General features: G+C 63.5%; 9 protein-coding genes. 3 read left to right on the top strand and 6 right to left on the bottom strand.

Going from position 1 to position 13,663, the window contains the following annotated elements; genetic code table 11:
• Positions 1-2 precede the first annotated feature (2 nt).
• Positions 3-254 (top strand): hypothetical protein, encoded by a 252-nt coding sequence (locus AACQ95_RS10110; protein ID WP_156140160.1) that lies wholly within the window; start codon positions 3-5, stop codon positions 252-254.
• Positions 254-469 (top strand): hypothetical protein, encoded by a 216-nt coding sequence (locus AACQ95_RS10105; RefSeq protein WP_241278500.1) that lies wholly within the window; start codon positions 254-256, stop codon positions 467-469. Before AACQ95_RS10110 ends, AACQ95_RS10105 begins: the two co-directional genes overlap by 1 nt.
• Before the next feature lie 7 nt (positions 470-476).
• On the opposite strand, the gene AACQ95_RS10100 is transcribed toward AACQ95_RS10105, so the two are convergent.
• Entirely contained in the window at positions 477-1,073 is a 597-nt protein-coding gene (locus AACQ95_RS10100; protein WP_241278499.1) for an HAD family hydrolase, read from the bottom strand.
• A 186-nt stretch (positions 1,074-1,259) separates the two neighbouring features.
• On the opposite strand from AACQ95_RS10100, the gene AACQ95_RS10095 reads away from it, so the two are divergent.
• Positions 1,260-2,624, top strand: a complete 1,365-nt coding sequence (locus AACQ95_RS10095) for an MDR family MFS transporter (protein ID WP_241278498.1) — start codon at positions 1,260-1,262, stop codon at positions 2,622-2,624.
• An 84-nt stretch (positions 2,625-2,708) separates the two neighbouring features.
• On the opposite strand, the gene nifJ is transcribed toward AACQ95_RS10095, so the two are convergent.
• The 5 genes from nifJ to AACQ95_RS10070 form a co-directional block, all read right to left on the bottom strand.
• A complete protein-coding gene (nifJ, locus tag AACQ95_RS10090; protein ID WP_241278497.1) occupies positions 2,709-6,239 on the bottom strand; it encodes a pyruvate:ferredoxin (flavodoxin) oxidoreductase in 3,531 nt (1,176 codons plus the stop codon).
• 409 nt (positions 6,240-6,648) lie between these two features.
• Positions 6,649-7,785, bottom strand: a complete 1,137-nt coding sequence (locus AACQ95_RS10085; RefSeq protein WP_241278496.1) for an MFS transporter — start codon at positions 7,783-7,785, stop codon at positions 6,649-6,651.
• A 10-nt stretch (positions 7,786-7,795) separates the two neighbouring features.
• The gene (locus AACQ95_RS10080; protein ID WP_241278495.1) at positions 7,796-9,355 is read right to left on the bottom strand and encodes an ABC-F family ATP-binding cassette domain-containing protein; all 1,560 of its coding nucleotides are present in this window, start codon (positions 9,353-9,355) and stop codon (positions 7,796-7,798) included.
• Positions 9,356-9,735: 380 nt separating this feature from the next.
• A complete protein-coding gene (locus AACQ95_RS10075; protein WP_241278494.1) occupies positions 9,736-11,526 on the bottom strand; it encodes a protein bicaudal D homolog in 1,791 nt (596 codons plus the stop codon).
• Between the two features lie 413 nt (positions 11,527-11,939).
• Positions 11,940-13,553: an alpha,alpha-phosphotrehalase gene (locus AACQ95_RS10070; protein WP_339357893.1), complete on the bottom strand. Its 1,614-nt coding sequence runs from the start codon at positions 13,551-13,553 to the stop codon at positions 11,940-11,942.
• Positions 13,554-13,663 lie beyond the last annotated feature (110 nt).

Below are 13,663 nucleotides of genomic sequence, written 5' to 3'. Positions count from 1 at the left end.
CCATGTCTCGCTATCACTTCTTCAAACAAGGTCAGTCATTTACCTATCTCGATACCTGGGCGGTCGGTTATGACGATGAGCGTCGCCAACTGGTCGAGCAGGGGTTTGTGACTGTCGTTGCCCCCTCTTTTGCCGATACCCCGGCCGAGGCGCTGACACTGTTGCAGGATCATGAGGCGCTGGAAGAGGAGCGCAGGGTGCACAATCCGTGGTACACAGTCGCCGGCATTCTCGGCCTGCTGGGGATGAGCTGATGGCCCTGTCTGGCAAGGGGGCCGGCGTTGCCACGCTGCTGCGCTGGTCTGTCTTGAAAGGGCCGCTCTGTCGCGGCCTGTTCAGCGCCCTGTTTATCTATCTGGCGTCCCTGCCAGCGGATCTCTATTTCACTTTCCATTGGGAGATGGCCCTGGGCCTCTTCCTGCTCGCCTTCCTTGACGGACTCTGGCAGCAGTGGCGGGCGCGTCGCTAACCTGGTCTCACACCCGCTGCAGTTCGCCTTCGGTGGCCAGCAGGGTGGCCATGCCGCCGGCCTTGCCTGCCTGAATGCCGATCTGGGTATCTTCGAACACCAGGCAGTTGGCGGGGTTGGCGCCGAGCAGCTCGGCCACTTTCAGGAAGGTGTCGGGGTGGGGCTTGTGGTTGTCGATGTCATCGGCGCTGACCAGCACAGAGATATAGGCATCCAGACCGGTATTTTTCAAAATGCGCTGCGCATGATCCCGCGATGAGCCCGTGCCTATGCCCATGGGCACCTTGCCGTGGCAGCGCTTGACCAGCTCCCACATGGCGGGAAACACGCTGACCTTGTCGATATGCGCCAGATAGAGCGCCACCTTGCGTCGGGTGAAGGCATCCACATCGATCTCCAGCCCATGCTGCTCGGCCAGGATGGCGACTATCTTGCGGGTGGGAATGCCGCCGTATTCATTGAGCCGTGCCCGATCAAACGGCAGACCGAACTCGGCGCTGGTTGCCTCCCAGGCATCCAGATGCAGGGGCATGGAGTCCACCAGGGTGCCGTCCATATCGAAAATCAGGGCGTCGTATTGATCAAACCGGAACTGCTCGGACATGGGGCTGCTTCCTCTTGGGGTGTGAACAGCCAGCCTATCAGAATGCAGGAGGCAGTGCCGCGACCGCCGTCATGGTTGCGGGCTGGCGGCGCCATGGCAGTGGTTTTGGCCATCGGCTGGTGATTTATGAGACAATAACAAGTTCTGCGCCGCAGATCCTGGCATTTCAAATTAGCGAGCCCCTATATGTCCCCAAAAACCATCTTCTCGAGCGTGGCCCTGGTGATCGCCCTGGGTTCACTGGAAAAGAGCATAGTCACCACCCCCTTGCCCATCATAGGCGCCGAGCTGAACGCCGGCGCAGCCCTCACCTGGGTGGTCACCGCCTACCTGCTGGCGGCCACCGCCGCCCTGCCCATCTACGGCAAGCTGAGCGACATGTTCGGCCGGGTACGCATGCTCAACATCGGCATAGGCCTGTTTCTGGCAGGCTCTGTGGCCTGCGGCCTGGCCCAGGATCTGCCGACCCTGCTGGCGGCCCGCGTGCTGCAGGGGCTGGGGGGCGGCGGCCTGATTGCGCTCGCCTTCACCGTCATCGCCGACAGCATACCGCCGCGGGAGGTGGGCAAGTATCAGGGCTACATCTCGGCCGTCTATGCGGTCTCCAGCATCGCCGGGCCCCTGCTCGGTGGCTACTTCACCGAACAGCTGAGCTGGCGCTGGATCTTCTGGATCAACCTGCCGCTCGGGGCGCTTGCGCTCTGGCTGGTGAACCGCAACCTGGGCCACCTCAATGTGCGCCGCCACAGTCGCTTCGACTGGAAGGGGGCGGCGCTGCTGATCACAGTCACCACGCTGAGCTTGCTGCTGCTCTCGCCGGAGACAGCCCTGCCTGCCATCTGGCTGGCGGCGGGGCTGGCGATAGCCCTGCTGCTGCTGATCCTGGTGGAGCGGCGCGCCCACGACCCCATATTGCCCGCCCATCTGGTCCGGCTGCCCGGCTATCTGGTGAGCGTGCTGCTGGCGCTGGCCTCCCAGCTGCTGATGTTTGCCGTGCTGGTCTATCTGCCGTTGCAGATGCAGTGGCAGAAGGGGATGGGAGCCAGCGAGAGCGGTCTCTACATGGTGATCTTCATGGTCTGCATCACGGCGGGAGCCTTCGTCGGCGGCAAGCTGATCGGCCGCACCGGTTACTACAAACGCTTCGTGGTGGTGGGCTTCGCCCTGTCGGCGCTGGCGCTGTGGCAGATCCATTTCGATGTCTGGGCCAATCTGGGGCTGGGCTTCGCCGGTCTGGGGCTGGGGCTGGTGCTGCCGGCGCTCTCCGTGGTAGTGCAAAATGCCCTGCCACGGGAAGATCGCGGCATCGGCATGTCCCTGTTCAACTTCGGCCGTGAGCTGGGGGGCGCGGTCGGGGTCGCCATCTGTTCCGTGCTGTTCCACTCAGCCCTGCCGGCGGGCACCAGCCACAACCTGGCCAGCCTGAGCCCGGCCGAGCTGGCCCCCGGTTTCAGTGCCACCTATATCGGCATGGCGCTGATCGCCACCGCCGCTTTCCTCATTACGCTGCTGGCGTTGAAACGCCACGAGCTGGCCAGCATCCACGCCTGATTAACCGCTGGCATGCAATAGCAAGAGGGCTCCCCGCGGGGAGCCCTCTTTGTTATCCGGTTTCACTGATCGCCAGCAGCTTGATCACTCCTGCGAGGGGGCCTCCTTGCCGGCGAGCTGGCTCAGCCAGGCGAAGCGGCGGTTCGCATCCAGCTCCGCCTCCCGGTAGAGCTGGGTGGCGATCTCCGGCAGCTGGCGCTCCAGCCGCTTGAAGCGGGGCTCCTGCTGCAGGGTCTCGGCCAGCGAGGCGTTTGGCGCCCGGGAGTCCAGTGCCAGCGGTGCCTTGCCCTCCTCGCTGCGACGGGGATCGTAGCGGTAGAGCGGCCAGAAGCCGGTGGCGGTCAGCTGCTTCATCTGTTCGTGGCTCTGGGCCAGATCGTAGCCGTGCTCCTCGCAGGGGCTGTAGGCGATGATGAGAGACGGGCCCGGATAGGCTTCCGCCTCCTGAATGGCCTTCACCGTCTGGTTCATCTGGGCGCCGAGGGAGATCTGCGCCACATAGACGTGGCCATACATCATGATGCTGGCACCGAGATCCTTGCGCCCCTTGCGCTTGCCCTGCTCGCCAAACTTGGTGATGGCGCCGAGCGGCGTCGCCTTGGACTGCTGACCGCCGGTGTTGGAGTAGCACTGGGTGTCGAGCACCAGCACGTTGATGTTCTCCCCCAGGCTCAGCACGTGGTCGAGCCCGCCGAAGCCGATGTCATAGGCCCAGCCATCGCCGCCGATGAGCCAGACCGACTTGTCCACCAGGTGATCCGCGTCCTTCGCCAACTCAGCGGCGCCAGGCTCGGTGCGACCCTGCAGCAGGCTGCGCAGCTGCTCAATGTGGGCCCGTTGCTCGGAGACCGGCAGGCTGGCGTCTTGCAGCCCCTGTTGCAGCTTGGCCGGAACGGCGTCCCCCAGACCCGTCAACAGGCGGCGCACCCGATCGCGATGCTGATCGACGGTGAGCCTGAAGCCCAAGCCAAATTCGGCGTTGTCTTCGAACAAGGAGTTGGCCCAGGCCGGGCCACGGCCCTCGGCGTTGGTGGTGTAGGGGGTGGTAGGCAGGTTGCCGCCATAGATGGAGGAGCAGCCGGTGGCGTTGGCGATCAGCAGCCTGTCCCCGTAGAGCTGGGTCAGCAGCTTGATGTAGGGGGTCTCACCACAGCCGGAGCAGGCGCCCGAGTATTCGAACAGCGGCGAGATGAGCTGGGAGGTGCGAATGTCGATGCGCTCCAGTTGCTCGGCCGTGCGCTCGGGGAGGTCCAGGAAGAAGTCGTAGTTCGCCTTCTGGGCATCGAGGTGGTCGAGCCTGGACTCCATGTTGATCGCCTTGCGGCTCGGATCGGTGCGATCCTTGGCCGGGCAGACCTCGACGCAGAGGTTGCAGCCGGTGCAATCCTCAGGCGCCACCTGCAGCACGTATTGCTGGCCGCGCATGTCGCGGGCCTTCACATCCAGCGCATCCAGGGTCGCGGGGGCACCCTCCAGTGCATCCTTGTCCACCACCTTGGCGCGGATGGCCGAGTGCGGGCAGGCGGCCACGCAGTAGTTGCACTGGGTGCAGAGATCCGCCTGCCAGATGGGCACCTCCTTGGCGATGTTGCGCTTCTCCCAGCGGGTGGTGCCCACCGGCCAGGTGCCGTCCGGCGGGAAGGCGGAGACCGGCAGGCTGTCGCCGAGCCCCGCCAGCATGGCGGCGGTGACGGTCTGGACGAAGTCGGGGGCCTGGGCCGACACCACGGGCGGGCGCTGGTGGCTGGACTGATCGAGCACCTGCAGCGGCACCGGGATCAGCGCCTCGCAGGTGGCGGCCAGGGCCTGCCAGTTGCGCTCGACCAGCTCGGCGCTCTTGTTGCCGTAGCTCTTGGCGATGGCCTGCTTGAGCAACTCGGTGGCTTCTGCCGGTGGTATGATGGCGGTCAGCTGGAAGAAGGCCATCTGCATCACGGTATTGATGCGGCTGCCGAGCTGGCACTCCCGGGCAATCCTGGCGGCGTTGATGGTGTAGAGGCGGGCGCATTTCTCGCGCAGCACCTGTTGCACCTCTTGCGGCAGCCGCTGCCAGATCTGGTCGGCGTCGTAGGGGCTGTTGAGCAGGAAGATGCCGTTCGGCTTGAGTCGCTCCGCCATCTGGTACATGTCGATGAACTGCCACTGGTGGCAGCCGATGAAGTCCGCCTCGTCCACCAGGTAGGCCGACTGTACCGGCCGTTCATTCACCCTCAGGTGGGAGACGGTGAGGCCGCCCGCCTTCTTGGAGTCGTAGACGAAATAGCCCTGAGGATAGAGCGGGGTGTGGTTGCCGAGGATCTTGATGCTGTTCTTGGCCGCCGAGACGGTACCGTCGCTGCCAAGGCCGTAGAACAGGGCCTCCAGCTTGCTCTGGCTCGGATAATCCAACGTCGGCAGCGGCAGTGAGAGGCCGGTGACGTCGTCGAAGATGCCGACGGTGAAGCGCGGCCTTGGATTGTCCAGCGTCAGCTCATCGAAGATGGCCTGTACGCAGGCCGGATTGAACTCCTTGGAGGAGAGGCCGTAGCGACCGCCGATGACCCGCGGCAGGCTGGCACGCTCGCCCCGGCTGACCGCCTCGGCCAGTGCGCTCATCACGTCCAGATAGAGCGGCTCGGCCTGGGCGCCCGGCTCCTTGGTGCGATCCAGCACCGCAATCTTGCGGGCGCTCTCGGGAATGACAGCCAGCAGATGCGAGGCTGAGAAGGGGCGGTAGAGGCGCACCTTCACCAGTCCCACCTTCTCCCCTTGCTCAGTCAGCCGCGCTATCACTTCCTCACAGGTGCCGATGGCGGAACCCATCAGCACCAGCACCCGCTCGGCCTCCGGGTGACCGACATATTCGAACGGCTGGTAGTGACGGCCGGTCTGCTCGCCGAAGGCTTGCATCGCCTCGCTCACGTGACGGTAAGCGTCGTCATACCAGGGGTTGGTGGCCTCACGGCACTGGAAATAGGTGTCCGGGTTGGCGGCGGTGCCGCGAACGACAGGGTGATCCGGGCTCAGGGCGCGGTCGCGGTGGGCACGAATGGCCGCCTCCGGCAGCAGGGCACGCAGGGTGTCATCCGCCAGCGGCACTATCTTGGTGATCTCGTGGGAGGTGCGAAAACCGTCGAAGAAGTGGATAAAGGGCAGCCGGCTGTTGAGGCTGGCCACCTGGGAGATCAGGGCAAAATCCTGGGCCTCCTGTACGTTGCTGGCGCAGAGCATGGCGCAGCCGGTCTGGCGCACCGCCATCACGTCCGAGTGATCGCCGAAGATGGACAAGGCATGGGTCGCGACGGTACGCGCCGCCACGTGGAGCACGAAGGGAATGAGCTGACCCGCCAACTTGTAGAGGTTGGGGATCATCAGCAGCAGGCCCTGGGACGAGGTAAAGGAGGTCGCCAGTGCGCCTGTCTGCAAGGCGCCGTGGACGGTGGCGATGGCCCCGCCCTCCGACTGCATCTCGACCACGCGAGGCACGTCGCCCCACAGGTTCAGGCCCCGATCGCTCGACCAGGCCGACGCCTGCTCCGCCATGCTGGAGCTGGGGGTGATGGGGTAGATGGCGATGACTTCGTTGGTGCGGTACGCCACTGAGGCGACCGCGTTGTTACCGTCTGTGGTGATCATGAGTTGTCCACTTGCTATGCCAGTTTGAAGGCCGGTTGCAGGCAACCGGCCATGGATAGGTCGCAGGCATAGTAAGAGGGTTGGAGAGAAGGCATCAAACGGGATAAATAATCAGTGAATACATCTTTTATTCATTGTCCACACCCTGAACGCAATGGGATCTATTTGCCTCAGCGCATTTGGCGGTGGATATGAGCAAGCTGAAATGCGCTTTTTACGTCAGATAAATCAATAGATTAAGATACTTCATCGCGAGAGCTGAGCCTGGTATGAGGGTCAGCGAGTATGGTGTGAGTGGGAAGCGTGCGGGCTGGCAGTGCCGGCACAGTGAGATATGGGGCCGCCGATCCTGGCGGATGGGCGACCCGTGTACGGGATGGGCGTGGGCCCGGAGTACGCGCTCCCTTTTTCAGCCGGCGGGCTTGACGGGGCGCAGCAGCGCAATGGCGCTGCCGAACAGCAACATGGCCAGCAGCGCCATGGCCAGAGGCCCGGCGCTGTAGGCGAACCCGGCGACGGCGGACCAGAGCGCGACCCCGAGGTGCATCATGGTCATCGCCAGCGACATCAGCATGCCTCTGTGAGCGCTGGAGAGCTGCGCAATATAGCCCTGCAGCGCCGGCGATCCTATGCCGCCCGCCAGCGCCCACAGCAGCAGTATCGGCAGCATGAGTTGCCCGGCCGGAGAGAGATAGAAGCAGACGCTGACCAGCAGGCAGACCATCAAGGCCAGGCGCATCAGGGTGCGCCCGCTTTCGACCCGGCCAGAGAGGCGGGGCATCAGCAGGTTGCCGGCGACGCTGATGACGCCAAGCAGGGCGTACAAGCCCCCCACGGACCCGATGGACCACTCCTGGGTATCGCGCAGGTGCTGACCGACGAGATTGAACAGACCTATGCCGCCGCCAAGGCCCAGGCACATGGCCAGCAGGGCACCGACCGCGCCCGGGATGGCCAGCAGGCGGGGGCCCTTGTCCTCCCGATGCGCAGCCGATTTTTCTGCCGGATCTTGACCTGCGGGCAGCAAGGCCAGCGCCGCCGCCACACCCCAGGCGCACACGCCGAGCAGGATGAAGGCAGCGCGCCAGGAGAGCCATTGGGTCAGCAGAGCCCCGACGGCCGGGCTCGCTATCATGCCCAGGGTCAGGCCTGCCTGGACCCAGGCAATGCGCTTCATGGCATCTGTTCCCGCGCTGTCTGCGGCCATGGCAAAGGCGATGGGTAACATGCCGGCACTGGCGAGGCCGGTGAGCACCCGGCTTGCCAGCCCCCATTCAAAGCTCTCCACCAGACCCGTGCCCACAGAGGCGGCGCCAAACAGCAGGGTGGCAGGCAGCATCACCTTCATTCGGCCCAGACGATCCGAGAGGGTACCCAGCAAGGGGGCTATCATCGCCAGCGCCAGGCTGTAGGCCGTGATGAAGAGGGTCACGCGCTCGGGCTGAACCCCCAGCTCCCGGCCTATGGGCGCCAGTATGGGACCCAGCATAAGTTCATCGGCACCCACCAGGAATGCAATCAAGAACAGCAATATTTTCAATAACATATCTTCTACCTTAACGATGCTCAATGTGGTCGGCGGCGGTGAGGGACGGGATCTCCACCACCCGATCCGGCCAGTGGGCGACGAACTCCCGTTCGTGGCAGACCAGCACCACGGTACCTGGATAGTCCTGCAATGCCTGTTGCAGGGCCGCTTTGACACCGGCATCCAGGTGCGTGGTCGGTTCATCCAGCACCAGCAGGTTGCTGGGTTGCAGGGCCAGTCGGCACAGCTTGACTCTGGTCTGCTCGCCACCACTGAGGGAGGCAATCGGCTGCACGGCCTGCTTTCCCGTGATGCCAAACCGCGCCAGATGCTGCCGGGCCGCGTTGTCATCCACGCCCGGGCACACAGCTTTCACCAGATTGACAGGTGTGGCATCCGGGTAGCGCCAGCACAGCGCCTGCTCGAAATAACCGAGCTTGAGCGCCGGTGACAGGGCGAGCTGACCGGCCAGCGCGGGCAGTTCACCCACCAGGGTTTTCAGCAGGGTGGACTTGCCTATGCCGTTGAACCCGGCAATCACCAGCTTGTCGCCACGGCTCAGGGTCAGCGAGATGGGCGCCAGCAAGGGGCCTTGATAGCCAATGACCAGTTTCGAGGCGGCGATCAGCTGCTGGCCATTGTGCGGGGCCGAGCAAAACGAGAAGGAGAGGGGCTTCTCCTGCCCCGGTGCGGCCAGCCTGTCTATGCGTGCCAGCTGCTTCTTGCGGCCATTGGCGATGCTGGCATTGACCCCGGCCCCGTTTTTGTCGATGAACCGTTCCAGCTTGTCGATATGTCGCTGCTGCGCCAGATATTGCCTCCCGTGGGCGGCATCCTCGCTGGCTTTCTGGGCCATGGCCTTGTCGACATTGCCCTTGAATTTGCGGATTTGCTGCCTGTCTATGTCGCAAATGGCCGTGGCAATCCGGTTCAGGAAGGCCTGGTCGTGGGAGACCAGCATAAAGGCTCCCTTGAAGCCGCCCAGATAGTCCGCCAGCCAGTCGAGGTGACGGGTATCCAGATAATTGGTCGGCTCGTCCAGCAGCAGGACATCCGGCGCGAGCAACAGCAGGCGGGCCAGCATGACCTTGTGCCTTTGTCCGCCGCTCAATTCCCCCAGCCGGGTATGCATGCCCAATGGCGTGATCCCCAGGCCATCAGCCACCGCATCTATGCGGCTGTCGATCTGATAAAACGACCGGCTTTCCAGGCTGGCCTGAAGGGTGGCGGCACGTGCCAGATGGCGGGCTTGGGCACTTTTCGCCGGGCAGGCGTAGATGGCCATCATCTCGGCCTCCTGCCGGTAGAGATCCGCAAAGGCGGATTGCAGCTGATCGCGCACCCTGGTCTGCGGATCCATCTTGCCATGCTGGTCCAGATAACCGAGGCGCACCGCGGGCTGCCAGAGGATGTCGCCCCCGTCGGGCAACAGCTCCGCCTGCAGCAGTTTCAGCAGGGTGCTTTTCCCCGCGCCGTTTTTGCCCGTGACGCCGATATGCTCACCGGCGAAGAGGGTGAAGTTGGCCTGCTGGTAGAGGGTCTTGTCACCCAGGTGACAAGTCAGGTTTTGAATGGTGAGTAAACTCATGGTGCTACATCCATAAAAAACGGGGGGCGGTACTTGGCGTACCGGCCCCCCGTTTCAAGCAATATTGAAACTTTGTCCTGAATATCAGAAACAAAAAGGCCGGCGATGAAGCATCTCGCCGGCCTGAGTCTCCTGTTTTCATCAGATGCGGGGTCGCCTCCCTGTGAGAGGGCATGCACGCAGCTGATGAAGATTCAGAAGAGGAATGGCTCCGGGCAACACTTCATCGTGTTAGTGCACGGAGCACAGCCTCCTGACAGAGCATTTGAACAGGATGTACAACATGGAAAAGCGGTCCAACAAAAATTCTGGTCGCAAAGTACACAGAACCCGCTTGCGAGTCAAATGACAGTCGGTTGAACGTCTGGCTCAAGCGCTCGCTACTCGTGGTGCAAGGTGATGCAATCCAGGCCACCGCTGCCCCTGAGCAGGGCCTCCGCCTGGTTCAATCCCTCCCTGTGGCTGCTCGCTGCCTGACCCACGAAGTAGGTGGTCAGCTCGGGCACCTCGCGTTTCAACCAGGCGCCGAAGGCCTGATTCAGGGGGGCTATGCTGGCGGCGTTGGTGATGTAGAAGGGTTGCTGCGCCGTGCCCATGATGCCGTTCATCCAGTTCACCGCCCGCTTGTTCACGCTGAAGGCGCCCGGGGTGGCGATGGGGGTCAGACCGGCATCGGTCAGCTGCTGCCGGATGAGGGCATGGATCTTGTGCCAGCGCTCGGCCTGTTGCCGCAGGCTGGTAAGCGTCTCTGTGAGGCCCTGACGTTCACTGTCGCTCAGGCTGCCGTCGCTGGTCAGTAGCTGCTGGATCAGCGCCTCGCTGGCCGCAGGATCGTTGAACAGGATGCGGCCATCGGCCAGCGGGCGCATGGCCATGTCGAGGTGAAAACCGGGTTGGGCCAGGATCACCAGATCGCGCTCGGCCACCTTGAGCTCCTGCGCCATCAGGCGCTGGCTGATGGCCATCATGGCGAGGAAACGGCGGGTCTGCTCATCCAGCTCGGCACCGGCCAGCCCCTGGCGCTGGTAGCCGCCGGCTTGCAGCATGCGTCCCAGCCGGGTCAGGGTGGCGGCATCAGCCTGCAGGGTTTGCAGCTCGTTCTCTATCTGGTCATCAGCAAAGTCAGAGTGGAGATCGGCGGTGACCACCAGGCTGGCGTAGTCCTGTTTCAGCTGAGTCAGCAGATCGAAGGAGGCCGGCAGCGACTGGCCATGGAGCGCGCGATAGCGCTCGGCGATGAGGGCGCCCTGCTGCTGGCTCAGAAACATCCGCCCCTGTGCGGCCTGCCGGCTGTCCCAGTCCACTTGGTACTGCGCCAGTTCGGCCTTGGCGCGCGCGCTCCTGGCATATGCGTGGCGCTGCTCGGCGCTCAGATCCCGGGGCAGCAGGTTGGCTGCCTCCAGTAGTATGAGGTCAATCTCGGGATCATGGCCGTTCTGCACCGTATGGGGGCTGCCCAGCCACTCGCGCTCGATCAGCTGCAGGCGAAAGTCACCGTCGCGCTCCATGGTTTCCTGCCGGGTGGCGATGCGCTCCCGATCCAGCCGGCTGTGGTGCAGAGTGGTCTGAAGCAGGGCGTCGCGACCTATCAGGGCATAGGGGGTACCGTCGGCGCGCTGGCCGGTCAGCATGTTGCCGCCATCTATGATGGAGAAGGTCGGGAGAAGCTCGCGCCCCTGTTCGCTGGCAAAGCGGTCGGCCTGGGCCAGCATGCCATCTGTCAGCCCCTGGGAGTCCTGGCTGCCCAGGCTGTGGTGCCCCTCCTGCTCGCCCTGCGGGCTCTCTGGGGTCAAGGCGGTGACGAAGGCGTGGTAGCTATCCTTGTCGGCCAGCGGTGCCCGGGGGCGGAAGACGAGGGCGCCATCCCGTGACAGCCACATGTTGTCCTCGGTCCAGGTGTACATGTCGCCATGGGTGTTGACCGAGAATCCCTGCTGCATGCCGATCTGCTCCAGCTCCGCCACCAGCTCGGGCTCGGTCTGAATTGGCAGATGAAGCTGGTGGATCCGGTTGCCCAGATCGTCTTGCGCCAGCTGGAAGGTGCGAGCGAGGGCGGGCGTCTCTGCTCCAGAGCCGGCCAGCGGGTCGTCCGGGAACATGATGGGGGCTGCCGTGGCCGAATTGAGCCAGAAGAGGGTCGAGATGGCGAGCGCCACTCCGGTTTTACGCATGGTGTTTACCTTTTGTTATGGCGGGATATCTATCCCGCGAGCCTGAACGTCGGCGTGCAGTACAGTGCCGCACGCTTCGGATGGAAACCATAAGGAGTCAGCGAAGAACCACAAGGGCGCAAATCTGAATTGACTTTTAACCCTGACTAAACAGCGTTGAATATCGTCGTTTGATGATAAAGGAGTCGTTTTTGATGACGATTATTTCCAATAAAAACAGGGTGTTGAACTATTTCAATTGTCGATAGCAAGACGAGGTCGGATATTGCCTGGCAAGGCTGTTCGGGCCTGAAAATGCGAAGTTTTTAAGTGAGTAAATCGCCGGGGCACATCGGCAGCCCAGGGAGAGGGAATTCATCAGGGGGCAGGGCCCCCCCGTGGCGGAGGCTGGCGCCGAGCGATGGTCTTGCCCGTTACTCGCTTGCCTGCATCAGCCAGACGGCGGCCTGATAGGGGGCGAAGGTGGCCGTGGGTGCGTCCGGGTAATTGCCCATCAGCAGGGTGGCTTCCTTTTCTACCAGCTCAAGCTGGGGCATGGGCAAGGTGCCCACGGTGAGGTTGGCGAGCAGCAGCAGGGTATGCCGCTCTCCGCTTGCCGGATCCTGCCAGTGGCGGCGGTAGCCGATGCGCAGCGGATCGTCACCATCGAGCAGCTCGAAGTCGCCGTGGCGAATGACGGGGTGGGCCTTGCGCAATTCGATCAGCTGGCGATAGCAGTGAAACAGCGAGTCGGGGCGGGCCAGCTGCTCGGCGGCATTTATCTCGATGTGGTTGTCGTTGAGCGCGATCCAGGGGGTGGTTGTGCTGAAGCCCGCGTGAGGGCTGGCATCCCACTGCATCGGGGTGCGGGCGTTGTCGCGGCCGATGGCATCCAGCCGTCGGCTCAGCTCGGCAGGAGTCAGCTCCGGCTGGCTGGCACTGTAGTGGATAGCCTCCACGTCGCGCAGCTCATCGGGTTGCCAGTGGCGGTTGGTCATGCCGAGCTCCTCCCCCTGATAGATGAAGGGAGTGCCCTGCATCATGTGCAGCACCAGGGCCCAGAGCTTGGCACTCGGTTCGCGCCACTTTGGCCTGTCGTCGCCAAAGCGGGAGACGGCGCGGGGCAGGTCGTGGTTATTGAGAAACAGGCTGTTCCAGCCCTGGCCGTGCAGCCCCTGCTGGTGGCGGGCCATGGCCCGCTTGAAGGCGAGAGGGTCAAAATGCGACGACCACTTGTCCTGCCCCAGCCCCAGGTGCTCGAAGTTGAACACCATGCTGAACTCGCTGCCATTCGGGTTCGAATAGTGCTGCATGTGGGCGAGATCCGCCCCCCAGGTCTCGCCGACCGTGATGATCCCCTTGTTGCCGAAGCTGGCGGCGTTGAGCTCGCGGATATAGTCGTGCAGGCGGGGGCCGTTGCTCATGGCAAGAGGCGACCACTCCTTGCTCACCATGTCGATCACATCGAAGCGGAACCCCTTTATCCCTTTCGCCAGCCAGAAGTTGATCACCCCGGCCATCTCGGCGCGCACCGCCGGGTTGTCCCAGTCCAGATCGGCCTGGCTCATGTCGAAGTTGTGCAGATAGTAGCGATCGAGCTGCGGTACGTATTGCCAGCCGCTGCCGCCAAAGATGGACTCCACCGGGTGGGCATCGACAAAGGCCTGGTCCCTGAACACGTAGTAGGCCTGATAATGAGGGTCCCCCGCCAGGGCGCGCTGGAACCACAGATGCTCGGTGGCGGTGTGGTTGGCGACTATGTCCATCATGATGCCGATGCCGCGGGCGGCCGCATCGCTGATCAGCTGTTCCATCTCGGCCAGGGTGCCGAAGGCGGGGTCTATGGCGCGGTAGTCCGCCACGTCATAGCCGTTGTCCCGCTTGGGGGAGCGATAGACAGGGGTGAGCCAGAGCAGGTCGACCCCCAGGGTCGCCAGATAGTCCAGGCGCTGGCAGATGCCCTTGATGTCGCCCATGCCGTCGCCGTCGCTGTCCTGAAAGCTCATGGGGTAGATCTGGTAAATCACGCAGGTGTCGAGAGGGGTCATGGCGCGGGTCGGCTGGGGAAGGGGTAACCCCATTCTAGGCGCTCTGGGTTGGCCTCAACAGGGCGGGGGAGTGACTGAAAAGGGTGCCATAAGTGACTGATTGTCAAAAG

Origin of the sequence: Aeromonas sp. MR19 (assembly GCF_963899305.1) — a bacterium.
In the GTDB taxonomy this organism is placed as follows: Bacteria; Pseudomonadota; Gammaproteobacteria; order Enterobacterales; family Aeromonadaceae; genus Aeromonas; species Aeromonas bestiarum.
The sequence above is the reverse complement of the archived record's forward strand: the minus strand, read 5'-3'. Positions and strand labels throughout refer to the sequence as shown.

Bases quoted from the DNA above. Each gene is read 5' to 3' on its own strand.
- AACQ95_RS10075 (WP_241278494.1), bottom strand. From the start codon at position 11,526: ATGCGTAAAACCGGAGTGGCGCTCGCCATCTCGACCCTCTTCTGGCTC.
- AACQ95_RS10085 (WP_241278496.1), bottom strand. From the start codon at position 7,785: ATGTTATTGAAAATATTGCTGTTCTTGATTGCATTCCTGGTGGGTGCC.
- nifJ (WP_241278497.1), bottom strand. From the start codon at position 6,239: ATGATCACCACAGACGGTAACAACGCGGTCGCCTCAGTGGCGTACCGC.
- AACQ95_RS10110 (WP_156140160.1), top strand. From the start codon at position 3: ATGTCTCGCTATCACTTCTTCAAACAAGGTCAGTCATTTACCTATCTC.
- AACQ95_RS10070 (WP_339357893.1), bottom strand. From the start codon at position 13,553: ATGACCCCTCTCGACACCTGCGTGATTTACCAGATCTACCCCATGAGC.
- AACQ95_RS10105 (WP_241278500.1), top strand. From the start codon at position 254: ATGGCCCTGTCTGGCAAGGGGGCCGGCGTTGCCACGCTGCTGCGCTGG.
- AACQ95_RS10095 (WP_241278498.1), top strand. From the start codon at position 1,260: ATGTCCCCAAAAACCATCTTCTCGAGCGTGGCCCTGGTGATCGCCCTG.
- AACQ95_RS10100 (WP_241278499.1), bottom strand. From the start codon at position 1,073: ATGTCCGAGCAGTTCCGGTTTGATCAATACGACGCCCTGATTTTCGAT.
- AACQ95_RS10080 (WP_241278495.1), bottom strand. From the start codon at position 9,355: ATGAGTTTACTCACCATTCAAAACCTGACTTGTCACCTGGGTGACAAG.